General features: G+C 66.4%; 24 protein-coding genes. 5 read left to right on the forward strand and 19 right to left on the reverse strand.

The window, feature by feature from the left end; genetic code table 11:
- Positions 1-589: TetR/AcrR family transcriptional regulator (locus P2Q66_RS14200; protein WP_275729109.1), on the forward strand; the 589-nt coding region annotated here is incomplete at its 5' end.
- Here P2Q66_RS14200 and P2Q66_RS14205 read toward each other — a convergent pair.
- Both P2Q66_RS14205 and paaZ read right to left on the reverse strand, forming a co-directional pair.
- Entirely contained in the window at positions 586-810 is a 225-nt protein-coding gene (locus P2Q66_RS14205; protein ID WP_275729111.1) for a hypothetical protein, read from the reverse strand. The genes P2Q66_RS14200 and P2Q66_RS14205 overlap by 4 nt on opposite strands.
- Before the next feature lie 56 nt (positions 811-866).
- Complete coding sequence (paaZ, locus tag P2Q66_RS14210; RefSeq protein ID WP_275729112.1) at positions 867-2,978, reverse strand: phenylacetic acid degradation bifunctional protein PaaZ; 2,112 nt, start codon at positions 2,976-2,978, stop codon at positions 867-869.
- A gap of 164 nt (positions 2,979-3,142) precedes the next feature.
- Between paaZ and P2Q66_RS14215 the strand changes: the two genes are divergently transcribed.
- Positions 3,143-3,592 carry a hotdog fold thioesterase gene (locus P2Q66_RS14215; RefSeq protein WP_275729114.1) on the forward strand — a complete coding sequence of 150 codons (450 nt, stop codon included), beginning with the start codon at positions 3,143-3,145 and terminating at the stop codon, positions 3,590-3,592.
- A 28-nt stretch (positions 3,593-3,620) separates the two neighbouring features.
- Here P2Q66_RS14215 and P2Q66_RS14220 read toward each other — a convergent pair whose 3' ends face one another.
- A complete protein-coding gene (locus P2Q66_RS14220) occupies positions 3,621-5,918 on the reverse strand; it encodes a S1 family peptidase (RefSeq protein WP_275729115.1) in 2,298 nt (765 codons plus the stop codon).
- Positions 5,915-6,634: a tyrosine-protein phosphatase gene (locus P2Q66_RS14225; RefSeq protein ID WP_275729118.1), complete on the reverse strand. Its 720-nt coding sequence runs from the start codon at positions 6,632-6,634 to the stop codon at positions 5,915-5,917. Before P2Q66_RS14225 ends, P2Q66_RS14220 begins: the two co-directional genes overlap by 4 nt.
- Before the next feature lie 160 nt (positions 6,635-6,794).
- Between P2Q66_RS14225 and P2Q66_RS14230 the strand changes: the two genes are divergently transcribed.
- Entirely contained in the window at positions 6,795-7,622 is an 828-nt protein-coding gene (locus P2Q66_RS14230; RefSeq protein ID WP_275729121.1) for an SGNH/GDSL hydrolase family protein, read from the forward strand.
- 26 nt (positions 7,623-7,648) lie between these two features.
- On the opposite strand, the gene P2Q66_RS14235 is transcribed toward P2Q66_RS14230, so the two are convergent.
- Entirely contained in the window at positions 7,649-8,257 is a 609-nt protein-coding gene (locus P2Q66_RS14235) for a GNAT family protein (RefSeq protein WP_275729124.1), read from the reverse strand.
- Between the two features lie 75 nt (positions 8,258-8,332).
- On the opposite strand from P2Q66_RS14235, the gene P2Q66_RS14240 reads away from it, so the two are divergent.
- The gene (locus tag P2Q66_RS14240) at positions 8,333-8,566 is read left to right on the forward strand and encodes a DUF6480 family protein (RefSeq protein ID WP_115524777.1); all 234 of its coding nucleotides are present in this window, start codon (positions 8,333-8,335) and stop codon (positions 8,564-8,566) included.
- Between the two features lie 7 nt (positions 8,567-8,573).
- On the opposite strand, the gene P2Q66_RS14245 is transcribed toward P2Q66_RS14240, so the two are convergent.
- The 6 genes from P2Q66_RS14245 to P2Q66_RS14270 form a co-directional block, all read right to left on the reverse strand.
- Positions 8,574-10,031 carry an HNH endonuclease signature motif containing protein gene (locus tag P2Q66_RS14245; RefSeq protein WP_275729128.1) on the reverse strand — a complete coding sequence of 486 codons (1,458 nt, stop codon included), beginning with the start codon at positions 10,029-10,031 and terminating at the stop codon, positions 8,574-8,576.
- A 65-nt stretch (positions 10,032-10,096) separates the two neighbouring features.
- The gene (locus P2Q66_RS14250; RefSeq protein WP_275729130.1) at positions 10,097-11,023 is read right to left on the reverse strand and encodes a 3-hydroxyacyl-CoA dehydrogenase family protein; all 927 of its coding nucleotides are present in this window, start codon (positions 11,021-11,023) and stop codon (positions 10,097-10,099) included.
- The gene (locus P2Q66_RS14255) at positions 11,023-11,811 is read right to left on the reverse strand and encodes an enoyl-CoA hydratase/isomerase family protein (protein ID WP_104443496.1); all 789 of its coding nucleotides are present in this window, start codon (positions 11,809-11,811) and stop codon (positions 11,023-11,025) included. Before P2Q66_RS14255 ends, P2Q66_RS14250 begins: the two co-directional genes overlap by 1 nt.
- Positions 11,811-13,037 carry a thiolase family protein gene (locus P2Q66_RS14260; protein WP_275729131.1) on the reverse strand — a complete coding sequence of 409 codons (1,227 nt, stop codon included), beginning with the start codon at positions 13,035-13,037 and terminating at the stop codon, positions 11,811-11,813. The genes P2Q66_RS14255 and P2Q66_RS14260 overlap by 1 nt, the downstream gene beginning before the upstream one ends.
- A gap of 132 nt (positions 13,038-13,169) precedes the next feature.
- A complete protein-coding gene (locus P2Q66_RS14265; RefSeq protein ID WP_275729132.1) occupies positions 13,170-13,856 on the reverse strand; it encodes a pentapeptide repeat-containing protein in 687 nt (228 codons plus the stop codon).
- Positions 13,856-14,314 (reverse strand): SRPBCC family protein, encoded by a 459-nt coding sequence (locus tag P2Q66_RS14270; protein ID WP_275729134.1) that lies wholly within the window; start codon positions 14,312-14,314, stop codon positions 13,856-13,858. Before P2Q66_RS14270 ends, P2Q66_RS14265 begins: the two co-directional genes overlap by 1 nt.
- Positions 14,315-14,473: 159 nt before the next feature.
- Here P2Q66_RS14270 and P2Q66_RS14275 point away from each other — a divergent pair, with 159 nt between their 5' ends.
- Positions 14,474-14,650, forward strand: a complete 177-nt coding sequence (locus tag P2Q66_RS14275; protein ID WP_079597484.1) for a CsbD family protein — start codon at positions 14,474-14,476, stop codon at positions 14,648-14,650.
- Positions 14,651-14,746: 96 nt separating this feature from the next.
- Here P2Q66_RS14275 and P2Q66_RS14280 read toward each other — a convergent pair whose 3' ends face one another.
- From P2Q66_RS14280 to P2Q66_RS14315, 8 genes are all read right to left on the reverse strand, one after another.
- Positions 14,747-15,802 (reverse strand): DNA polymerase IV, encoded by a 1,056-nt coding sequence (locus P2Q66_RS14280; RefSeq protein ID WP_275729147.1) that lies wholly within the window; start codon positions 15,800-15,802, stop codon positions 14,747-14,749.
- 129 nt (positions 15,803-15,931) lie between these two features.
- The gene (locus P2Q66_RS14285) at positions 15,932-17,395 is read right to left on the reverse strand and encodes an amino acid permease (RefSeq protein WP_275729137.1); all 1,464 of its coding nucleotides are present in this window, start codon (positions 17,393-17,395) and stop codon (positions 15,932-15,934) included.
- A gap of 174 nt (positions 17,396-17,569) precedes the next feature.
- The gene (locus P2Q66_RS14290; RefSeq protein WP_275729139.1) at positions 17,570-17,914 is read right to left on the reverse strand and encodes a Rieske 2Fe-2S domain-containing protein; all 345 of its coding nucleotides are present in this window, start codon (positions 17,912-17,914) and stop codon (positions 17,570-17,572) included.
- Positions 17,911-20,427 carry a nitrite reductase large subunit NirB gene (nirB, locus tag P2Q66_RS14295; protein ID WP_275729141.1) on the reverse strand — a complete coding sequence of 839 codons (2,517 nt, stop codon included), beginning with the start codon at positions 20,425-20,427 and terminating at the stop codon, positions 17,911-17,913. The genes P2Q66_RS14290 and nirB overlap by 4 nt, the downstream gene beginning before the upstream one ends.
- Positions 20,427-20,774 (reverse strand): molybdopterin oxidoreductase, encoded by a 348-nt coding sequence (locus P2Q66_RS14300; protein WP_079597487.1) that lies wholly within the window; start codon positions 20,772-20,774, stop codon positions 20,427-20,429. The genes nirB and P2Q66_RS14300 overlap by 1 nt, the downstream gene beginning before the upstream one ends.
- A 208-nt stretch (positions 20,775-20,982) precedes the next feature.
- Positions 20,983-21,846: a metal ABC transporter permease gene (locus tag P2Q66_RS14305; RefSeq protein ID WP_275729143.1), complete on the reverse strand. Its 864-nt coding sequence runs from the start codon at positions 21,844-21,846 to the stop codon at positions 20,983-20,985.
- Positions 21,846-22,691, reverse strand: a complete 846-nt coding sequence (locus P2Q66_RS14310) for a metal ABC transporter ATP-binding protein (RefSeq protein ID WP_275729145.1) — start codon at positions 22,689-22,691, stop codon at positions 21,846-21,848. Before P2Q66_RS14310 ends, P2Q66_RS14305 begins: the two co-directional genes overlap by 1 nt.
- Complete coding sequence (locus P2Q66_RS14315; protein WP_275729146.1) at positions 22,688-23,662, reverse strand: metal ABC transporter substrate-binding protein; 975 nt, start codon at positions 23,660-23,662, stop codon at positions 22,688-22,690. Before P2Q66_RS14315 ends, P2Q66_RS14310 begins: the two co-directional genes overlap by 4 nt.
- Positions 23,663-23,715 lie beyond the last annotated feature (53 nt).

The following is a 23,715-nucleotide window of genomic DNA, read 5'->3' on the forward strand; positions in this document are numbered from 1 at the left end:
GGACATCGACGCCCAGGTCCTGGCCGCCGTCCTGGAACTCATTGACGACAAGCAGGACGTGACCGCGGCGCGGATCGTGGAGCGCAGCGGAGTCAGCCGTGCCGCCCTGTACCGGCGGTGGCCCTCGCTGACCACCCTCATCGCTGCCGCACTCGACGTGGGGCGTGAAATGCCTCCCGCGATACCTGCTGACGGAAACCTGCGGGACGCCATCCTCGAAACCCTGCTGGGCGCCACAGCCGGGACCGGGCCGGTGGACTACCCCGACGAGCGGTTCCGGCAGAGGATCCGGCTGGCCATGGCGGACCGTGAACTGCAAAAGGCGTACTGGACCTCCCACGTTTCGCGGCGGCGGGCACCCATCGAGAATGCGCTCCGCACCGGCATCGAGCGGGGCGAACTCCGGGCCGACCTCGATCCGGAAGCCTGTTTCGATCTCATCGCCGGCGTGTTCTACTACCAGCTGGTGGTCCGCGGCGATCACCTCGACGACGGGAATACCAGGGCCCGCTGCCGGTCCGCCCTGGACGTGGCCTGGCGGGGCATGGTGTCCGGCGGCCAGCCGGGCACCTCCCCCTTCGGCGGCTAGATCGGGTTGTTGCTGTCGTCCCGCTTGTCGGGGTCCTGGCCGTCCCCGTAGCCGGTGGCCGAGGCCAGTCCGCCAACCTGCTGGCCGGCATTGGTCTGGCCGGGCAGGAAGTGTCCGTCCGGGGAGGCTGCCTGTTCCTCCCCGGACCCGGGTGCGATGTCCTCGCGCAGATGCTCGTCAGCGGGAAGATCCTGGTTGCCGGGGGTTTCCTTGTCGCTCATCACTCCAGCGAATCACCCTCTTGCGTTGACGGCAACCACCGGCCATGATGCCCCGGCTACTTTTCGACGAGGGTGAGGACGTCGTAGGTGGCCACGATCTCGTCGTTCTGGTTGGTGAGGACGGCATCCCAGGCCACCTCACCGTACTCGTCGGTTTCGCGCGGAGTGATCCTTTTGGCCGTGAGGGTCACCCGGATGGAATCGCCGGCGGCCACCGGAGTGATGAAGCGCAGGTTCTCCAGGCCATAGTTGGCCAGGACGGGCCCCGGCGCGGGCTCCACGAACAGTCCCGCACCCCAGGCGAGCAGCAGGTAGCCGTGGGCCACGATGCCGGGGAAAAACGGGTTGGCCTCCGCGGCCTCGTGGTTGGTGTGGGCGTAGAACGTGTCTCCGGTTGAGTTGGCGAACGCCGTGATGTCCTCCAGCGTGACCTGCCGTAGGTCGGAGCGGACGGCGTCGCCGATGCGCAGCGTCTCCAGGGATTTCCGGAACGGGTGCGTTCCTTCCGTCTCAACGGTGAAGTGCCGGTCTGCCCCGGCATGCCAGACGCCGGTGATTGCTGTAAGCATGTTCGGCGACCCCTGGATGGCGGTGCGCTGCATGTGGTGCATGACGGACCGGATGCCGCCCAGCTCCTCGCCGCCGCCGGCCCGTCCGGGACCGCCGTGGACCAAGTGCGGGACTGGTGAGCCGTGGCCGGTGGAGCTCCTGGCGTCCTCGCGGTTGAGCATCAGCACGCGTCCGTGGTGTGCGGCGATGCCGGTCACGAGTTCGCGGGCAACGTCAGGATCGTTGGTGCACACCGTGGCCACCAGGGAGCCGCTGCCGCGCGCGGCGAGGCGGACGGCGTCGGCGGTGTCCTTGTACCCGATCACGGACGAGACGGGCCCGAACGCCTCCAGCGAGTGGACTTCCTCCGCCTCGGGGTTGTTCCAGTTCAGCAGGACCGGCGCCATGAACGCGCCGCCGTCCACCTGCCCGGTGGAACCGTCCACAGAGGTGACCGACGGCGAATCAAGCGTTCCGTACGCAAGCTCACCGCCGGCGTCGAGCATTGACTGCACGGCCGCGCGGACGTCCTTAAGCTGTTCCACAGAGGCCAAGGCGCCCATGGTGACGCCGTCCGCGCGGGGGTCACCCAGCACCACGCGTTCGGTGAGCCGCTGACCGATGGCCTTGCTGACCGCGGAAACCAGCGCTTCGGGAACGATGGCCCGGCGGATGGCGGTGCATTTCTGGCCCGCCTTGGCCGTCATTTCGGTGACAACAGACCGGACAAAAGCATCGAATTCGGGCGTGCCTTCCACGGCGTCGGGGCCCAGGATGGCCGCGTTCAGGGAGTCGGTTTCCGAGGTGAAGCGGACGCCGCCCTGGACCACGTTGGGGTGGGACTTCAGGGACAGGGCCGTGGACGCAGAACCGGTGAAGGCCACCAGGTCGCGGTAGTCCAGCACGTCCAGCAGGCCGCGGACGGAACCGGAGATCAGCTGCAGCGAGCCCTTGGGCAGGATGTTGGATTCGACGATGGCCTTGACCACGGCCGCGGCGACATAGCCGGTGGGTGTTGCAGGCTTGACGATGGTGGGTACGCCGGCCAGGAAAGCGGGCGCGAATTTCTCCAGCATGCCCCAGACCGGGAAGTTGAAGGCGTTGATCTGCACGGCCACGCCGGGAATGCGGGTGTAGATGTGCTCGCCGGCGAAGGAGCCGTCCTTGGACAGCACCTCCATGGGCCCGTCCACCACCACCTGCGAGTTGGGCAGTTCGCGCCGGCCCTTGGAACCGAAGGTGAACAGGACGCCGATGCCGCCGTCGATATCGATCAGGTTGTCGATCTTGGTGGCGCCGGTCTGTGCAGAGAAAGCGTAGAAGTGTTCCCGCCGGGCGTGCAGGTACTGCGCCAGTTCCTTGAGCTTCAGGGCGCGCTGGTGGAAGGTGAACTCGCCCAGTTCCGCCTGGCCCGTGGTGCGGCCGTACTCCACGACGGCGGCCAGGTCCAGCCCTTCCGTGCTCACCTTGGCCAGGATTTCCCCGGTGCTGGCGTCACGGACAGGCACGGCTGACGCTGTTGATCCGGCGTCGGGCGTCCACCAGGAATCCATGATGAAGCTGGGCACTGTTTCCACGGTGTCGAGCGTGGCGTGGGGAGCTGTGGCAGTGGTGGTCATCGTTGACGGTCCTTCCAACAAGGGGGCAGGAAACGGCATCCGATCATTACTGACCGTCCGTTCGGTAATATAAGTACCTTACATGAATGTGCCGCCGTGCACACTAGAACGGACCACACCATCACGCTGCACACTGGAAGCACATCAGCCCCGAAGGAGAGCACATGAACGCCGCATCCCCGAACGAATCAGACACCGAGGCAAGTCCCGCCGCGGAGCATGAGCTGTGGAAGATCCACCTCGGCGAGCTGGACGAGAAGATGGGTGTCAAGATCGTCGAAGAGTCGGTGGAGCGCGTGGTGGCTACCATGCCGGTGGAGGGAAACAGGCAGTCCTTCGGTCTACTGCATGGCGGGGCGTCGCTGGCTGTCGGCGAGGCTGTGGGTTCCTGGGCGGCGGTTATCCATGCGAGCACCATGGGCAAGACCGCCGTCGGGGTGGACGTCTCCGCCACCCACCACCGCTCCGCCCGCGAGGGACAGGTGACCATCACGGCCACGCCCATCCACCTGGGCGGCACGCTCACTACGCACGAAGTGGTTATCGCCAACGAAGCCGGGCAGCGGCTCTGCACCATGCGTATCACCAACCTGCTGATGCGGCGCCATAAGTAGCCGCACCTGTGGTTGAGACTGTCGAGACCTACCCGTTGCGCTTCCTGCGCCTGACCAGTGCCATCAGGACGCCCCCGACGGCGATCGCTGCCGCGGCAGCAACGGCAGCCGGCAGCAGCGCCGACGAACCGGTGAAGGCCAGGTAGCCGGCACCCGCCGGGGCACGTGAGCCGTTTCCTGTGTTGGCGAGATCAGCCGGAGGCGTGCTGGCAGAGGGAGGTACGCCGACGGCGGGGGCGCCGTCCGAAGGATGTACCGGCGCCGCCGGGGCCGCGTCAGCCGGGGCAGGTGCAGCCGGAACGGATGCGGGGTTTGTCGGCGCTGAGTCGGCGGGAGCAGGTGCCGGATCAGCCGGAGCGGGTGCTGGGTCAGCCGGCGCCGCCGGGGCCGGGTCAGCCGGAACGGGAGCCGGGTCAGCCGGAACGGGAGCCGGGTCAGCCGGAACGGGAGCCGGGTCAGCCGGAGCGGGTGCGGGGGCAGGCGCCGCCGGGGCAGGGTCAGCCGGAACGGGAGCAGGCTGGGGGGCGGGGTCAGCGGGAGCCGGCGGTCCCGGATCGACTGGCGCCGGCGGCTTCGGATCGGACGGTTCAGCCAGCGCAAACTCAAAGCTGTTTGTCCCGGAAACACTGAACCCATTCACAGTTTCCGCGGTGAACCGAAGCGCCTCATCGCCGTCAGGCGCCGGGAAGCTCCAGTTTCCTGCGGGATCAACCTGGACTTCGAAAGGATCCTCTCCGTCCAGCGTGATCCGGACTTTCGACCCCGCGGCGACGGCGGACGCGGGAGCCGCAGGAACCGTCCCGGTGACGCGCTGCCCCGGCTCATAAGTAGCGCCAGGCGCAGGCGTGGTGACGGTGGGCTTGTTGAGGAAGAGTTCCAGCTCATAGCCGGGCAGGACGGCCAGGCTGTCCCTGAGGGTTGCGGCGATAGCCATGTTTTGGATGACGTTGCCGTTTTCGTCAGGGGTATCCCCTGCCGCATGTGTCCCCACCGCGTAGTTGCCGCTGATGTAGGGGCCGCCGGAGTCACCACCGCTGGACTGCACGGCGTAGGAGAGGAAGCCGCGGAAGGCGCGAAGATCTGTGGGGTCGGCCGCGTAGCCGGGGCCTGGAACAACAAAGATGCCCACAGCGTCGATCGTCCCGCAGGACCAGAAGGACGACCGCCCGGACCGGCACACCGGCATTCCCGCCACTGGATCCGCGCTGCCGATGATCTTCACGTCGGGACCGGGCTCGGACTGGTTGCCCCAGGTACTGGCCGCCGGCAGCGGGTCAATGTCCGGTCGCAGGGACTCGATCACGGAGATGTCGGTGCCCACGTTCCCGGGATTATCCGGGTCCAGCGGATTTTCGATGATGCGGGAATTGCCCGGGCCACCGTACTGGCTGAACCCAAACCTGCCCAGCAGCCCTACCTGGTTGAACTGGAACTCCAGGGTCGCCGTTTCGGCTGCACCATCCGACGCGCAGTGTCCCGCGGAGAGGACGGCGGGCAGGCCGGCGGGGTCGAAGGCAGAGAAGCCGGTGGAGCAGATCCAGCCGGTGTCGGCAATGTAGCCGACTCCCCCGGGAACGTCAGCTTCAGGTGCAAGGGAAGCGCCGCCGTCGAGCTCCACGTTGGCGTACCGTGCCACGAACTCCGCGGGCGACACCTTTCCGGAACCGGCGGCCGGAGCACTGGCGCGCGCGTCCGACGTCGATTCCGGTGTGTTGATGCCGCCGGTCCGGATGACAAATTTGCCGTCGGAGGCCACCACGGACTGCAGGCCTTGGGGGCCCACCTCGCGCAGGTACGCCTGGAACAGTTGGTCGGCGCTCACCGCGAGCTCTGCACCTTCGGTGGAGCGGGACTCCGGCGAAACGCCAGCACCGGGTTGCCCAGCCGCCGCTGCCGGCGCAGGTGAGGCCGCAGGGGCCGGCGCTTCAAGGGCCAGTTCAGGGATCGTGACGGCAAGGGTCGCCACCTTCTCGAGCAGCTCTGCTCCCGACCCCGAGACCACAATCTGCCTGGCTTCCAGCCTGATGCCGGTGTATCCCGGCACATCCCGCAAATGCGCTGCCGCGTCGGCGGCTTTGGCGCCCAATTCTCCGGCGGCGGTGAACTCCTCCGGGGTAAGCCCGAGGTCGCGCTGCACAGCCTCGGCAAGCGCACGCTCCGACAGGCCGGAGCCCGAGGCGTCCGGACCGTCGGTGGTGGCACCGGCAGGCTGGCCGGTTGCGGGTTCGCCCGTTCCCCAAGCCGGCGCGGCCACATAGGCGGACGACGCCAAAACCCCGGCGACGGCGCCCAGCGAGAGGAACCGCCGGAGGTTGCCTGCCCTCATCGCGCCACTCCTGCTCCGCACAGTGACAGGACGGCCTCCAGCTCATGGGAAGCCAGGCCGTTCCGCAGGAGGAAGTTCCGCGTGTCAAGGGTGCGTACGAAGTCCACCACCGCCAGGCCGCGCTGCTCCAGCAGGGGTTCCAGCTCGGCGTCCTCCACATACCGTTCCCGATCGTGGGGCGGGCCGTGGGTGCGGTAGCGCTCATTGATGCCGCGGGCCGCCCGACGGTAGCCCTCCGCGATGTCCTGGTCGGAGTCCCCTGCCAGGTCCTGCACCATGGCGGCGACCATGCCGCTGCGGTCGCGGCCGGCCGCGCAGTGCAGCACTACGTCGCCACGGCCTGCTGCCGCGGCCAAGGCCTGGAAGACACCGACGAGCTTTTCCGGGAAGATCCGGGCATTGTCGGCGTAGTACGCGGGGTCGTTGAGGTAGGGGCCAGTGACGGCGGTCAGGCGCGGATCGCCCGGCTCCTCGGTGGGCGCGGCGACCACTGCCATGCCCTGCAAGGCCGCCCGGGAGACGACGGGATCGGTGTCCCGGCGCCGCGCTTCCGCTGCGTTCCGAAGGTCAAGAACGGTGCGGATGCCGGCGTTGTACGCCTGTTGCCAGCCCGCCTCCGTCAGCCATTCCCGGCGTCCCATCCGATAGACCCCGCCGGCCACGTGCCAAGCGTTGACAGCGCCATCCCAGTCCATGGACCTGCCCGGTTTGCTCATTCGGACAGCTAATCACATCAGTCACAGGAGCCGCACGTCACAAACAGGTACACGTTCGCAAAGATGAGTACGTGGGCCCGGTGACCGGCGCGGAGGGTAAGCGTACTCTGGCTCCTAGATGATGCCTGAGCCCACAGTTGATGTTCAAAGGAGAACCCCAATGGGAAACACAGCAGTACGACGGCGTCGCGCAGGTTTTGCAGCCGGCATCGCCAGCCTGGCAATGGCACTTGGCTTTACCGCCATCCCGGCCGATGCCGCGCCGCCTCCCCAGCTGGACTACGTTGCGCTCGGGGACTCTTATGCGTCTGGCCACGGCGCGGTTCCCTACACAGACCTCAAATGTTTCGTGAGCCAAAAGGGATATCCTGCCATCGCGGACAAACTCCGGGGCGTACAGCTGACAGCCAACGCCGCGTGCTCTGGATGGACCATGGACCTGGTCTTGGCCAATCTTCCCGTCGCTGCTCTTGAGGAAGCGGAAATTGTCACGCTCACCGTAGGGGCGAACGATTTGAACTCCACCAGCCTCCTGTTCGCATGCCTTCCAGCGCCGACATCCGATGAATGCATCGCCGAGCGGAAGCGTGTGACGGACATGCTGACGGACGGAAGCTTTGCAACGGAACTGGTGCATCTGGTGACTACAATCCATGCGATCGCACCTGACGCGAAGATTGTCCTCACGGGATACCCCTTACCCTTGGATCCAAGTCACCCCTTAGCTGCCGAAGTGAATTCCTTGGCTGGTGCACTTAATGCCGTGATTGCCGGCGTCGCTAATTTCACCAATGCCCAGTTCGACGATGTCCAGTACGTGGATGTCACGGGCGCCTTCGCCGGACATGGGGTGGGGTCAGCTGACCCATGGATCAACTTTAACCCGGAAAACCTGCGGGATCCTGCGAACTTCCATCCCACCGGAGAAGGCTACCGGCACGGTTACTTTGCCTCGTTGGTCAGCCAGGATGCATTCGTCCTGAGGTAAAAGCATCACAGCCTTGCCAGACAGCCCTACCCGCGCCGGGCCAGCCGGTACTCCAGCCCGGCGCGGACCATGGGCCACTCGTGCTCGAGGATGGAGAACACGACGGTGTCCCGCAGGAGTCCGTCGCGGGTTCGGGAGTGGTTGCGCAGGACGCCGTCCTGCTTTGCCCCAAGCCGGGCGATAGCCTCCCGTGACTGGTGGTTGAGCCAGTGCGTGCGGAACTCGACCGCCGGGCAGCCGATGGTTTCGAACGCGTGCCGCAGCAGCAGAAGCTTGGAATCCGGGTTGGTCCCGGTCCCTTGCTCGGACGCGGCGTTCCAGGTGGAGCCGATCTCCACCCGGGGCGTGCCGGCGTCGATGTTCATGTAGGTGGTCATGCCGATGATCCTGCCCGGGTCGCCGGTGGCAGGGTCGATCAGCCTGGTGGTGAACGGCAGCATGGAGCCCTCCTCCTGCAGCGCGAGCCGCCGCCGGATTTCGGCAGCCATCTCTTCCGGCGCTGGAACGGACGTGTACCAAAGCTTCCACAGTTCGCCGTCCTTGGCGGCCTCGACCAGGCCGTCGTGGTGTCCGGCAGCCAGAGGCTCGAGGATTACATGGCGCCCGGTCAGGGTAAGGGGTTCAAGGAAAGTCACTGCACCAGCCTAGGCCCCGCAATCAGGGCCGGTTACGCTGGGGGCAGCACCAGGACGACGAGCAAGGGAGTTGACGTGTCAGGAACCAACCCGGATCCGGAGGACGACAAGATCACAGGCCTGGAACCGGGCGGCGGAGTCCCTCCCGGCGAAACTCCTCCAGGTGAAGGTTCGGTGGCAGGCACCCGGGAGCCCAGGCAGCCGGGATCGGGGAAGGCTCAGCAGGTCTTCTGGATCGGTGCCATCGGAGCCGGTGTGCTGCTCTTCCTCCTGTACTTCATCGGTTACATCGTGGGCTTCTTCGACTAGAAACTGCTCAGCCGCGGGAGTACAGGATTTGTTCCAAGGCGTCTTCTCCCGGGGACAGCCCAAGGTGGACCAAGTCCGGGTAGCCGCCAACGGCATCCTGAAGGGTTTCCGGCCATTGGGGTGGTTCCCAGTCCTGGTGTTCGCTCTTATAGCGACGGCCTGAGGGTGAGATCCAGCCGGGTGGTTCGTGTTTCGTGGCCGGGGTGGGTTTCCAGCCGCTGGTGTGCCTGAGGCGGTGGTGTTTGCGGCAGGGCTGACCCAGGTTGGATATTCCGGTGGTCCCGCCGTGATGCCACGCCAACAAATGGTCTGCTTCGTTGTCCAACGAGTTGTTGCTGCAGCCGGGAAAGGGGCACTTCCCGTCCCTCATCCGCAGCCACCGCCGGATCGCCTTCGTAACCCGGTAGCTGGTGCGCCCGATTTCCAGCGGCGCCCCGTCCCGCGGGTCCACCAGCACCCGGTAAAACGAGCCAGCCCCGTCCCCGACGAGCTTCCGCGCCATCGACGCCGGGATGGGTCCGTGGCCGTCAAGCATCGCCGGTTCATCCGTCAGCCCCATGAGCGAGAACACGGGCACCGTAACCAGGACCTCCGCGTGCGGAGCGCGGACCTCCGCCACCATACCGCCGGAATCCTGCCCGCTCTGCCCGTCCTGTCCGTTGCTGAGGACGGCGTCGGCGAAGATGTCGGCGCAGAGCTGGGGCAGGGTGCGGGACTCGTCCGGGCCCTGCAGGCCCCGGGCCAGTGCGGTAGTGCGGTTCCACATCCCCAAAGCGGTGTCCGCCGGGAGGTAGGCGTGGAACCAGGCCATCCCGTCCAGGTCCGGACGGTGTTCGACCCGCCGCTCCGCGACACTCCTGGCGTGGCGCTTCTCAAGGGATTCGGGGTGGTGGCGTTCCCGCCAGATCCGGGCCTTGTGCCGGAACCGGTGCGGCACCAACTCCCCCGGCCCCGCACACCCGCGTGCCGGGTTCGGTGCGTCCGGGCCCAGGAAATGCGCCTCCAACGCCGCGGCCCCGGCCCGATCCAGGGTGGCGGTTTCCTCCACCATCGCCTTCGCATGCGCCCACGACAGGTTCCCGTCCTGCAACCCCGCCAGGGTCAACGGCAAAACATTGGCCAGCACCTGCGACTGCTCCAGCAGCACACCGGCAGCCCTCGCACCAATAGTCAACACACCGGCGACTTCGGCGACCATCGACGCTTCCTGCGCCATCGCCCCGGACGGCACCATGGCCCGTGACGCCACAGCCTTGGCCGCTTCTGCATACCCTGCAGCCAGATGCACCTTCAACGCAGCGGTCCCGGCCTCAAGCCGGGCGACCCCGGCGAGCCCGTCCAGGCTCCGATCAGCCTGCTCCCGCAACGGATCAAAACCCTCACCGGTCCCACGCAGCACAGCACCCAACTCAGCAAGGGACGCCTCAAGGACCTCCAACGCTTCCAATGCCGCCCTGCTTGCCATACCCAAATCATGTCAGGGGGGTCTGACAATGTGCGGCCGGAGCTCAGGCCTCGGCAGCGGAAAGCCTAGCTGGGCCAGTCAAAAAAGCCCTTGCCGGTCTTGCGGCCCAGCTCGCCCCGGGCCACCTTGTCCTTGAGGATCTGCGGCGGGGCGAAGCGCTCCCCCAGGGTGGAGTGCAGGTATTCCGCGATCCCCAGCCGTACGTCCAGCCCCACAATGTCGGTGGTCTTGAGCGGCCCGGTGGGGTGCTTGTAGCCCAGGACCATGGCGGCATCGATGTCCTCCGCAGACGCCACGCCCTCCTCCACCATGCGCATCGCCTCGAGGGCGATGGCCACGCCGAGCCGTGAGGAGGCGAATCCGGGGGCGTCATTAACGACGACGGCGGTCTTGCCAAGTGCCTCAACCCACCCCTTTGCCGCGGTGGCGAGCGCGGGGGATGTCCGTTCGCCGAGCACCACTTCGATGAGCGTGGACGCCGGAACCGGGTTGAAGAAATGCAGGCCCAGGAAGTTCTCCGGGCGCTTCAGCTCCCGGGCCAGGCCGTTAACGGACAGCGACGACGTGTTGGACGCCAGGTACGCATCGTCGGCCAGCCGCTCCTCGATGCCGCGCAGGGCAGTGACTTTGAGGTCCCAGTCCTCCGGCACGGCCTCGACCACGAGCTGGCGCCCGGTAAAGGCGTCATAATCCACACCCACGGTCAGCCGCGAGACCATTTCATCCAGGTTGGCATCCACCACGCCGCGCTCGATGCTCTTCACAGCCGCCGATTCAACCCGTTCGCGCGCGGCTTCGGCAGACTGTTCGTCGCGCTCGATAACCAGCACGTCGGCGCCCTTGACCAGGAAGGCGTGGGCGATGCCGGCACCCATGCGGCCGCCGCCCAGGACGCCCACCGCTTTGGGCAATCCGGAAGCTGCGGGCAATCCGGAAGCTGCGGGCAATCCGGAAGCTGTGGGAAGGCCGGAAGGAGGAAGGGAGTTGTTCATCAGTTCTTCTTTCCGGGCGTCTTGTCGGCTTTTTTGTCCAGGAATTTCTGCATGCGGTCGAACTTGGCCTGTGACTCGAAGAGGATGCCCTGGGCCAGCTGGTCGATCAGGGGGTGGGCCTCCGCCGGGGCATGGAACACGGACTTGGTGATCCGGACCGCCAGCGGGTCCTGCCGGCCAATTCGGTCCGCCAGGCTGTGTGCTGCGTCCAGGAGGCCGGCCGCGTCGTGGATTTCGGTGATGAGGTTGACCGCCAGCGCTTCGTCGGCGCCAAGTACCCGCCCGGCCAGGAGGATCTGTTTGGCCACGGGTTCCCCCACCAGTTCCTTGAGCCGCCAGCTGGCCCCGGCGGCCGCGAGAATGCCAAGCCCGGTTTCCGGGTTGCCGATCCGGACGTCCGGCGTGCCGATCCGGAAATCCGCGGCGTACGCGAGTTCCGCTCCCCCGCCCAGGCAGTACCCGTCCAGGGCGGCGATCACCGGCATGGGCAGTTTGGCGATCCGCACGAAGATGGTGGAGTTGATGCCCTGGAGGGCGTCATCCCTGCGCCGCTCGCGCAGCTGGGCGATGTCGGCACCGGAGGCGAAAACGCCGTCGACGCCCGCCAGGATCAGCACCTTGGGGTTCTGTTCCAGGGCGGCGCACACGGTATGCAGTTCATCCACCATCTGCTGGTCGATCGCGTTGCGCACCTCGGGCCGGTTGAGCAGCACCACCACGCGGTCGCCGCGTTCCTCCACCAGGAGGGCGTGGAACTTCTCCGCCGCCAGGTCCACGGCGCCCGGCATCAGACTTTCTCCAGCAGCATTGCGGTGCCCTGGCCCACGCCGATGCACATGGTGGCGAGGCCCACCTTGGCATCCTCGCGCTCCATGCGGCCCAGCAGGGTGATGGCGATCCGTGCCCCGCTGGAACCGAGCGGGTGCCCGAGGGCGATGGCGCCGCCGTCGAGGTTAACAATGTCCGGTTCCAGTCCAAGCCGGCGGATGCACGCCAGGGACTGAGTGGCAAAGGCTTCGTTAAGTTCGACGGCGGCAAGGTCGCCTACGCTGAGTCCGCTCCGCTTGAGGACTTTCTGGGTGGCGGGCACCGGGCCGATGCCCATGATTTCCGGTTCGCAACCGGCCGACGCGCCGTCAATGATGCGCGCGCGGGGTGTCAGGCCGAGCCGCTCAATGGCCGCTTCGGACGCGACGATGATGGCTGAGGCGCCGTCATTGAGGGACGAGGAATTCCCGGCGGTCACCACAGACCCGCCGTGCGCCACGGGCTTCAGCCCGGCGAGGACGTCCATGGTGGTCCCGGGCCGTGGACCCTCGTCGGTATCCACTACGGTTTCCGACTTGCGGCCCTTAACGGTCACGGGCACGATCTCGTCCTTGAACCGGCCGGCTTCGATGGCCGCCAGGGAACGTTCATGGGAGCGGACGGCGAAAGCGTCGGCGTCCTCCCGGGAGATGCTGTCCACACGGGCCACTTCCTCCGCGGTCTCCGGCATGGAATACGTCATCTTGCCGTCGCGCGACAGCCCGCCGTGCTGGAACCGGGGATTGGTGAAGCGCCAGCCGATGGAGGTGTCAAAAATATGGCCGGGCTTGGCGAAGGCGCTGGTCGGCTTTTCCTGTACCCAGGGGGCACGGCTCATGGATTCCACGCCGCCGGCGATCACGATGTCCGCGGCGCCGGCTTTGATCATGTGGCTGGCCTGGATGATGGCGCTGAGCCCAGAGGAACAGAGCCTGTTGACGGTGATGCCGGGGATGTGGAGCGGCAGCCCGGCCAGCAGGGTGGCCATGCGTGCCACGTTGCGGTTCTCTTCGCCGGCACCGTTGGCGTTGCCCAGGATGACTTCATCGATACTGTCCGGATCAAGACCCGCTCGCTGCACTGCCTCCCGGACCACCAGGGCCGCAAGGTCGTCGGGGCGGACCGACGACAGCGCGCCGCCGTATTTGCCCACCGGCGTTCGGACCCCGCCAACAAGGAAAGCCTGCGGACCTGCGGTTGCAGCCATGGAAACACCCTTCACGCGATAAACAGCACTGTCATCGGCGCCCGGCACAGCGGATTCCTCCACTTACCGACCGTTCGTTCTGTAAATAGTACACGGCAGGGCTGCCGTTGCGTACCTCCGGGCGAAGGCCGGCTACAGGACCGTCACGCCAAGGTGAGCTGCGAGCAGGGGTGCCAGGAGGCCCAGCTGGTAGTCGTCAATGACGATTCCGGCCATGCTGCCGAGTCCCGTGATGGTGCGGAAATCGGTGCCGCGAACGTCGAAATCCTTGAGCTTGGCTCCGTTCAGGTCCAGCGTGCCGATGGTGCAGTTCTTCAGTGCCACCCGCGTTCCGGCAGCCGACCCGAGGTCCAGTTCGTTGATGATGCAGTCGCTGATCAGGACGTCCGTCAGTTTGGCGCCGCGGAGGTTGAGGAAGTCGAGCTTGCCGCCGTCGATCCGGACAGACTGCCAGCCGCTCTCGTAAAGTTCGGCGGACCCCAGCCGGGGATTGCGGAATTCGACGTCCCGCCACGTGGTCCTGGCTGCCCGAAAAACCGGGGCATACAGCTCACCCAGGATGCAGTCGCGGAAACCTGCCCCGCGCAGTTGGGTGTCATTAAAGGACACGCCCGCAAACTCACACTCGGCGAAATCTGCGCCGCTCAACTCCAAACCGTCGGCGGCCGCACGGCTGTACCGCCCGCCGTCGTACTTTCCACCACGCTCGAAGTCAGGAGCCGGCCGGTCCGCCAAGTCCTCCAGGACCACCGGCGAAAGCCGGGGCGCGGCCACTTTCAGGCCGGCACTTTTCCCCGTCCCCGCCCGCGCGCCCGCCACTACAGCGATTCCGCTTTGGCAGCGATTTCCGAAAGGTCCTTCGCGAGTGCTTTGCGCGTGGCCGCCATGCCCAACTTTCCGAAAAGCGCCATCATGATGCGGCTCGCGGCGTTGGGTTTAATCACCTCAGCCCCGAACGTGAGGGTCAGATCGGTTCCGTCGCCGCGCGGGGCAAGGCTGAAACGTGTGCTGTAGTCCGCGCCGCCCTGGACTGCCTTCACTGTGGTGCTCAGCGGCGGGTCAGCCTGGGCCACCCACATCTCCACGGTCTCTGACCGGCCCAGCATTTTCCGGGTCTCCTTCCACCGCGTGCCCTCCCCGTACGGGCCGTCCGTGAGGAGCTGCACCGCCTGCACACCGGACAATGTTGCGGCCGAACCGGGGATGTCGGTGATCACGGACCAGACTTTTTCGGGCGGAGCCTGGACGTGCTGGGTGAGGCTTGTGCTGTTCTCCATGAATTCGAGCCTAGCCGCGGGCAACGACATTCAACAGGCGCCCGCCCGCCAACCGCCAGCCCCACCTGCCGGATCAGTTGGACTTGAAATAGTAAGTAAGCTTCGTGTTAGGGTGAAAATGCATTGTTTGATCACGGGAAACGAAAGGAGGCCACCACCATGGGCCTCGGAGACAAGATCAGTAACGCAGCAGAAGATATGGGCGGCAAGGCCAAGGAAGCTGCGGGCAACGCAACCGACAACGACCGCCTGAAGGCAGAAGGCCAGACCGACCAGGTCAAGGCAGACGCCAAGAAGGTCGGCGAAAGCGTCAAGGACGAGTTCAAGCGCGACTAGTCCTTCCTGATGCAGCCGCAGCGAACGGCGTGCTGCAACAGTCAGAAATGGCGGTGGATCCCACGGGATCCGCCGCCATTCTGGTTTCCAGCCATTTCACCATCCGCTGCGGGTGGGCGTATGCCCTTCCCGGGACTCTGCGGGCATGGTCATGTCTGCCCGCAGCCCAAGGAGCCGGATGGGACGGTCCGGCTCGATTTTCGCCACCAGGTCGAGGGCGCGGGCCAGCACTTCCGCGGGGTCCGACGTCTCGGGGATCTTCCGGGCGTACGTCTTGGTGATGAACGGGGCGTAGCGGACCTTGAGCGTCAGCCCGATAACCGGCCGGCCCTCGCCCGCGACATCCTCCAAAACGTGCGCTGCCAACTCCCGGACGGCGTCGTCAATCTGCCCGGGCTCCGTCAGATCGTGCTGGAAGGTGGTTTCCCGGCTGTGCCCGCGTGCCACCCAGGGCGTGTCATCGACTGTCCGTGAACCGTCGCCCCGTCCGAGCTGCGCGTACCAGGGGCCCATCTTCGGGCCGAACTCGGGAACCAGGTCATCAGGATTGGACGCCGCAAGCTGGGCAACAGTCTTGATGCCGAGCGTGGCCAGGCGGCGCGACACCTTGGTTCCCACACCCCACAGCTCGATGGTGGGCCTGCTCCCCATGACGTCCAGCCAGTTGTCTTCGGTAAGCCGGAAGACACCGGCAGGCTTGCCGAACGTGGTGGCTACCTTGGCGCGGACCAGGGTGTCGCCGATGCCGACGCTGCAGTGCAGCCGGGTTTCCTCGAGTACGGCCTGCTGCAGTTGCCGGGCGTAGGCCTCCGGATCCGTTGCCTGCACGCCAATGAACGCTTCATCCCAGCCGAGCACCTGGACCGTGGCGCCCGGCTGCGAGCGCAGCACCGCCATGACCTGTTCGGATGCAGCGAGGTAGGCGTCCTGGTCGACGGGCAGGATGATGGCGCCGGGCACTTTCCGCGCGGCGATGCGCAGCGGCATTCCCGAGCCGACGCCGTACGCCCTGGCTTCATAGGACGCCGTGGACACAACTGCCCGCTCGGCGGGATCCCCGCGGCCGCCAACAATCACCGCCTTGCCCGCGAGCTCGGGCCGCCGGAGCACTTCGACGGCCGCAATGAACTGGTCAAGGTCCACATGGAGCACCCAGGGTTCGGTCACATGCCCCAGTCTGCCCCGGCGGGCCGCTGCGCACCACCGCGGAATACTTGGAAGCACAACAACGGCGGGCCGCCCCCTCGAGGGTGACCCGCCGCCGTCGTACGGGCAAGGAGCCTAGCTGTACAGCACGTTCTTCGGCTCGTTGTTCTTGACCTTCTGCCAGCCCAGCCACAGGACCACAGCGAAGAACGGGATGGTGGCCAGGGTCCACAGGCCCAGGTAGAACACCTCGCCGCTCTTGCTGGTCATGGTGTCGAAACCGATGAGCACGGTGATGGCCAGCAGCCCGATCAGTCCCGCCCAGCTGGTCCACGGCGAACCGGGCATCGGCAGGCTGGAGGTGACGCCCTTGTGGTGGCGCAGCGCGATCTGGCTGGCGAAGATGGCACCCCAGGTGAAGATCACGCCGATGGAGGCCGTGTTGAGCGCCAGGTCGAACGCGTGGGAGCCGCCCAGCCAGATGTTGAGCAGGATGCCCACCAGGTAGAAGGCTGCGATGGCGAGGATGGCTGCGTACGGGACGTGCCGCTTGGACATCCGGGTGAGCCACTGGGGTGCGTGGCCGTTGTTGGCCATGGTGCGGAACACTCGACCGATCGAGTACAGGCCGGAGTTGCAGGAGGACAGGGCGGCGGTGATGACGATCATGTTCATCACGTCGCCCACCCAGGCCAGGCCCATCTGGCCGAAGACCGTGACGAACGGCGAGGTTCCCGCCACGTACTGGTCGGAGGGCAGCAGCATGGCCAGCAGGGTGACCGAACCAACGTAGAACACCACGATGCGGAGGACGACGGCGCGGATCGCCTTGGGCACTTCGCGCTCCGGGTTCTGCATCTCACCGGCGGTGGTGCCCACCAGTTCGATGCCGTTGTAGGCGAAGATCACGGCGTTGAGGACCAGGACCATCACCAAGGCGCCCTTGGGGAACATGCCGCCTTCCGCGGCGAACAGGTTCGCCACCGATGCGTTGCCGTCGCCCACCTGGGCGTTGGTGATGACCATGAACGTGCCCACGGCCAGGAAGATGAGGATGGCGCCCACCTTGAGGCAGGAGGCCCAGAACTCGAATTCACCGAACGCCTTGACGCTCAACAGGTTCACTGCCACCAGGAGGGCCAGCGCGGCGATGGCGGAGGCTTCCACGGGGACGTTGGGGAAGAAGAACTGGAAGTACAGGCCGATCGCGATGAGTTCGGCGATGCCGGTCATGCCCCAGTTAATGAAGTACATCCAGCCGGACAGGAAGGCGCCCTTCTTGCCGAACATTTCGCCGGCGTAGCTGACGAAGGAGCCGGAGGTCTGGCGGTACATGATGAGTTCGCCCAGGGCCCGCATGAGGAGGTAGGCGATGACGCCGGCAATGGCGTAGGAGAAGATCAGGGCCGGGCCGGTGGAGGCAAGGCGGCCGCCGGCTCCCATGAAGAGGCCGACGCCGATGGCGCCACCCATGGCGATCATGGTGACATGACGCCTGCCCAGCGTCTTGCTGTAGCCCTCGGCGCTGAGGGAGGAGTCGGCAACGGCGGTGGATGGTGCCGTGCTGTTCTGGAGATCTGTGGGGGTACTTTGAGGCACAACGGTTCCTTGTGGGTTGGGGGTTGGCCGCATCCGGGATACGGATGATTTAGCTCACAAAATTCGGTTTTTCTCTTCCGAGGCAACCGTTTGTGAGCGTAATTCTCCGTACAGCCGAAGCTTCGCGCGGCTCGTCCATCCTACAAGACGTAAAGGGGTGCTACGTGACGTGCACTACACGGCCCCCGTCTCCAGCACCAGATTCTGCTCGCCATCCAGGCTGATCCGGTAGGTGGCGAGCGGTTCCGTCCCGGTGGTTGAGCACCCGCTGAGGAGGTCGAAGGCATGCTGGTGCAGCGGGCAGATCACCACCTGCTGGTCGATAGTGCCATCCGCGAGTGGTCCCCCGCGGTGCGGGCAGACCGCAGACACTGCCCGCAGGGACCCGTCCCGCAGCCGGAAGACGGCCACCTGTTTCCCGTCGACGGCGAAGGCCCGCCCCTCCCCCGGCGGGATCTGGTCAGCCGGGCCCAGGTTGTGGGAGTGGACGCTGCCCATCCCGCTCATCATTCCGCTCATCGGACCGGCACCTGCGGCAGGACCGTCAGCGGCAGCGAGGTGCGGAACTGGCCGGGCGTCAGCGGGTCATCGCGCTCCCGCCACGGGTCCACGTAGCTGTCCACGGAGGCCTGCATTGCGGCGTCCAGTCCGGCTGCAAGGCCTTCCGCATCCTCCACGATCACGGCGCGAAGGTGCTCGATGCCGACCCGCGGCACGAACGCGTACGTCCGCTCCAGCCAGTTGGCGCGCTCGCGGTAGTACTGCATGAACCGTCCGGTAAGGACCTGGACCTCTTCCGGGCTGTCCACGGTGGCCAGCAGGTCCCCCTTGCGGATGTGGGCTCCGGCCGCTCCCCCTACGTAGATTTCCCAGCGGCCGCCCTCCACGGCTACCACGCCCACGTCCTTGACCAGGGATTCGGCGCAGTTCCGCGGGCAGCCGGACACCGCCAGCTTCAGTTTGGCCGGTGACTCCAGCCCCTGGAAACGGGACTCGATCTCGATGCCCAGCTTTGTGGAATCGCCGGTGCCGTACCGGCAGAAATCCTGGCCCACGCAGGTTTTGACGGTACGGAAGCTCTTGCCGTACGCGTAGCCGGAGGGCATGTCCAGGTCCGCCCATACCTGCGGCAGGTCTTCCTTCCGGATCCCCAGCAGGTCGATCCGCTGCCCGCCGGTCAGCTTGATCAGCGGAACCTTGTGCTTCTCGGCCACGTCAGCAATCCGGCGGAGCTGCTGGACGCTCGTCACTCCGCCCTTCATCTGCGGCACCACGGAGAACGTGCCGTCACGCTGGATGTTGGCGTGCACCCGGTCGTTGATGAACCGGGCGTCGCGTTCGTCCATGTACTGGTCGGCGAGCATCATCTTCAGCAGGGACGCCAGCCCCATCTTGGACTTGGCGTCCTCGGCGCTGCCGGGAGCCAGCGCCTGGAACACCTGGGAGACCGAGCGGAGCCCGCGTTTCCGGATCTCGGCCATCAGGGCCGGCTTGTCCAGCGGGATACCCGGTACGTAATACCTGGCGGCCGGGTCTTCCTCCACTGCTCCGCCGGCCGCCCATTCCACCACCTGCTGCACCAGCAGCTTGCAGGACCCGCAGCCCTTCCCGGCACGGGTGGCATCCATCGCTCCGGCCACGGTGGTGCACCCGCCCCTCACCGCTCCGGCGAGCGCCTTCTTACTGACGCCGTTGCAGTTGCAGACCTGCGCGTCGTCGTCGAGCTCTGCCACTCCCACGTCATCGCCGGGGGTGCCGAGATCGAACATCAGGCTCAGCCGTTCCTCCGGCAGCGGCAGCCCGCGGTCGAAGGCCTGGGTCAGGTAGGCCACCTTGCGGCTGTCGCCCAGGAGCGTGGCACCCACCATTTTGTTGTCGCGGACCACGATGGATTTGAAGACGCCGCGGCTGGGCTCGGAGAAAACGATATGTTCGTCGGTGTCCAGTTCGGGGCCGTGCAGGCCCATGGAGGCCACTTCCACGCCGGCCACCTTCAGCTTGGTGGCTGTCCGGGAGCCGAGGTACGCGGCACTGGTGTCGGCACCGGTGACGTGGTTCGCCAGCACCACGGCCTGTTCCCAGAGCGGTGCCACCAGGCCGTACACCTCGCCCCGGTGCTGGACGCACTCCCCCACTGCGTAGATGTCGTCCTCGTCCTGGACCCGGAGCTGGTCATCCACCACGATGGCGCGTTCCACCGGCAGGCCGCTGAGCACCGCCAGGTCCACGTTGGGGCGGATTCCGGCGGCAACCACCACCATGTCGCAGCTGATGTCGGGCTTGTCCCGGAGGCGGACCCCGGTCACCCTGTCGGTTCCCAGCACGGCCGTGGTGCGGCTGCCCGTATGTACCCCGATACCAAGTGCCTCCACGCTCCTGCGGAGCACCGCGCCGCCGTCGGGTCCCATCTGCGCACTCATCAGGTGGCCGCCGGAATGGACCACCTCCACCTCGATCCCGTGGCTGCGGAGGCCGTACGCGGCCTCAAGCCCCAGCAGTCCGCCGCCGATCACCACGGCCCGCCGGTGGTGCTCCTCCTTCGCGTGGGCCACCATTTTCCGAGTGTCGTCGATGGTGCGGAACCCGAACACCCCGGGTTTCACTGACCCGGCGGGCGTGTGCAGCCCGTCCATCGGCGGCATGTGCGAGCGGCTGCCCGTGGCGATGATGAGGGTGTCGTACGGCGTCACCCGGCCGTCGCTGGAAAAGACGTGCTTAGTGAAGCGGTCGATGCGTTCCACCCGCACCCCGGCGTGCAGGTCGATGCCGTTGTCCCGGTACCAGGGAAGGGAGTTGAGGAAAATGTCGGCGTCGGACTCCTCGCCGGAGAGGACGTGGCTGAGCATGATCCGGTTGTAGTTTCCGTAGGGCTCGTCGCCGAACATGGTGATGCTGAACTGGTCCGCGCCGCCCCGGGCCAGGATCTCCTCCACCGTCCGGGCTCCTGCCATCCCGTTGCCGATGACCACGAGCCGCCGGCGCGGGTCCCTGCCGGTTTTCCGGGCCCGGGGCGTGTCCAGGACGCTGGTCATCAGTGTTCCACCATGCCCAGGTCGATCACCACGGAACCATGGACACCTTCCGGCGCCGCCACATACAGCTCGATGACGGAGCCGCCCTCGATGTCCTCCACCACCCGGAGCGGAACGTGCACCTCGCTCTTGGCGCCGATGGGAAAGTACCGCATGGGGACGCCGTTGCGCAGGAGCACCACGGCGATCAGCTCGGCGCTGGAGTTGCCGCCGCGGAAGTAGAGCGTCTGGTTGATGACGCCGTCCGGGACGTAGTGCGAGAGCTCACTGTGGATGGGCACGGGCTTTTCCATCCCCACGCCCTGGAAATGGTAGATGCCCTGCAGGAAAAGGTTCTTGGTGAGCACGGGGCGGGGTCCTTTCGGCCGGCAAACAACTGGCACAGCCCATCCTGCGCCGCCGATGTTTCCGCCCACCGGTTCCCCGGTAAAGATCCCTTAACGCAAACCTCACCGTTTTCGGGGGTGGCCGCTTAGACGGTTCCCTGCAAGGTCGACGGCGGGCAACATCGAGTGCGCAGGGAACCGTCGAATCGGCTGCTATCAGACGGGGCTGCTAAGCCGCTGCGACAGCCCGTCTCCGCCGGGCCTTGGCCAGCCGGGTCCCGATCAGGCCCTGCCGGGGGCTGAACAGGTAGACGAGCGCGAACACCACACCCTGCGTCAGCACCACCATGGCGCCGGACGCTGTGTCCAGGTAGTAGCTGATGTAGATGCCGGCGATGGAGCACACGGCCGACACCGTGGGGGCGATGACCAGCATCCGGGAGAACCGGTCCGTCAGCAGGTAGGCCGTGGCACCGGGAATGATGAGCATGGCCACCACCAGCACCACGCCCACGGTCTGCAGCGCCACCACCGATGTCAGGGCGAGCAGGCCCAGCAGCAGAGCCCCGAGCCGCTTCGGGGACAGCCCGATGGCGTGCGCGTGCGTGGGGTCGAAGGCGTACAGGGTGAGGTCCCGCCGCTTCAAAATCAGGACGGCGAACGCCACCACACCCAGGACCAGCACCTGGATCAGGTCCGGGACGCTGACGCCCAGCAGGTTGCCGAAGATAATGTGGTTGAGGTCCGTCTGGCTGGGCGTGACCGAGATCAGCACCAGGCCGAGCGCGAACAGCGAGGAGAACACGATGCCGATGGCGGCGTCCTCCTTCACCCTGCTGGTGTTCCGGACCACCCCGATCAGGGTCACCGCAACCAGGGCAAACACCAGGGCACCCAGGGCGAACGGGGCGCCCACGATGTACGCCAATACGACGCCGGGAAGCACCGCGTGTGAGACGGCGTCACCCATGAGGGACCAGCCGATCAGGACGAGCCAGCAGCTCAGCACGGCACAGACGACGGCGGCGAGCGCGGTGGTGACGATGGCGCGCACCATGAAGTCGTAGGTGAGTGGTTCGAAGAGGAGTTCCATCAGACGGCCCGCCTTCCGCCGTTGGCGGGCAGGCCGTCGCGGGTTTGGGTGTCGCGGGTTTGGCCGTCGCGGGTTTGGGGGCTGGGATGAGGTTTCGTTTTGGTGCTTGTGGTGTCCCGGTTCAGCACGTCCAGGCCGAAGGCCATGGCCAGGTTTTCCGGCTGCAGCACCAGTTCCGGCGGGCCGTGCATCAGGACCTTGTGCATCAGGAGCACGGCTTCGTCACAGAGCTGCGGCAGGGCGTGCAGGTCGTGCGTGGACACCAGGATGGTGCAGCCGTCCCCCGCAAGCTCACGGAGGAGCCGGGTGATGGTGGCCTCCGATCTTTTGTCCACGCCCGCGAAGGGTTCGTCCAGGAGCATGGTGGTGGCTCCCTGGGCGATTCCCCGGGCCACGAAGGCGCGCTTCTTCTGGCCGCCGGACAGCTGGCCGATCTGCCGCCCGGCATAACCTCCGAGCTCCACCCGGTCCAGTGCTTCCTCCACGGCTGCGCGGTCCGCCTTGGAGGCGCGACGGGTGAAGCCCTGGTGGCCGTACCTGCCCATCATCACCACGTCCCGGACGGACAGCGGAAACTGCCAGTCCACGTCCTCGCTCTGCGGCACATAGCCGATCCCGCCTTCCCGGCGCGTCCGCGAAGGTGACTGTCCGTTGATGCGGACGGTGCCGGCGTCGGGCCTGATCATTCCCATGATCACCTTGAACAGGGTGGACTTGCCGGAGCCGTTCATGCCCACCAGCCCGCAGATCCGCGCGGGATCCAGCGTAAGGGACGCGGCATCCAGGGCCAGCACCTCGCCGTAGTGCACGGTGACGTTGTCCACCAGGATGGCCGGGGTAGTCATGACCCCGCTCCGGTCAGGGCTTTGGTGATGACGTCCGCGTCGTGCCGGATCAGGTCCAGGTAGGTGGGAACCGGACCGTCGGCTTCGGAGAGCGAGTCCACGTAGAGCGTGCCGCCGAATTTTGTACCGGTGGCGCCCACCACCTGCTGCATGGGGGCGTCGGAGACGGTGGATTCGCAGAAGACGGCAGGCACGTTGTTCGCCTTGACGAATTCAATGGCGCGGGTGATCTGCTGCGGCGTGGCCTGCTGCTCGGCATTGACTGCCCAAATGTAGAGCTCGTTCAGCCCGGCGTCGCGGGCCAGGTAGGAGAAGGCCCCTTCGCAGGTGACCAGGGCCCGCTGGTTTTCCGGAACACCGGCAAGGCTGGACGTCATCTGGTCCTGCACAGCCTGCAGCTCGGCCTTGTAGGCCTCACCGTTGGCCTTGAAGGTTTCGGCATTGTCCGGATCCAGGTCAGAGAATGCCTTCACCATGTTGTCCACGTACACCTTGACGTTCAGCGGCGACATCCAGGCGTGCGGGTTGGGTTTGCCCTGGTAGGCGTCCTCACTGATGGACATGGGCTCCACGCCCTCGCTGACCACTGCGTGGGGCACATCCAGGCCCTCCACGAACTGGCCAAACCACGCTTCCAGGTTCAGGCCGTTGTCCAGGATCAGGTCCGCCTTGGACGCCTTCCGGATGTCTCCCGGAGTGGGTTCGTAGCCGTGGATCTCGGCGCCGGCCTTGGTGATGGACTCCACGGTGAGCTTGTCCCCCGCAACGTTCCGGGCGACGTCGGCCAATACCGTGAAGGTGGTAAGGACTACCTTCTTGCCATCATCGCCGTTGCCCTCAGCCCCGCCTCCGCAGGCGGTCAGGAGGAGGGAAAGCACGACGGCGGCAACGGCTGCGGCGCGGAAGCGCACCGTCCGCGCGGCGCTGGTCCGGGCGGCTACTTTGGCGCACCGAAACATAGATTTAGGCATACCGAATATTCTAGGCGAAGCACGTTTCTTGACCAACGTTCCCCGGAACACTC

Source organism: Arthrobacter sp. Cr_A7 (assembly GCF_029222765.1).
Lineage (GTDB): Bacteria > Actinomycetota > Actinomycetes > Actinomycetales > Micrococcaceae > Arthrobacter.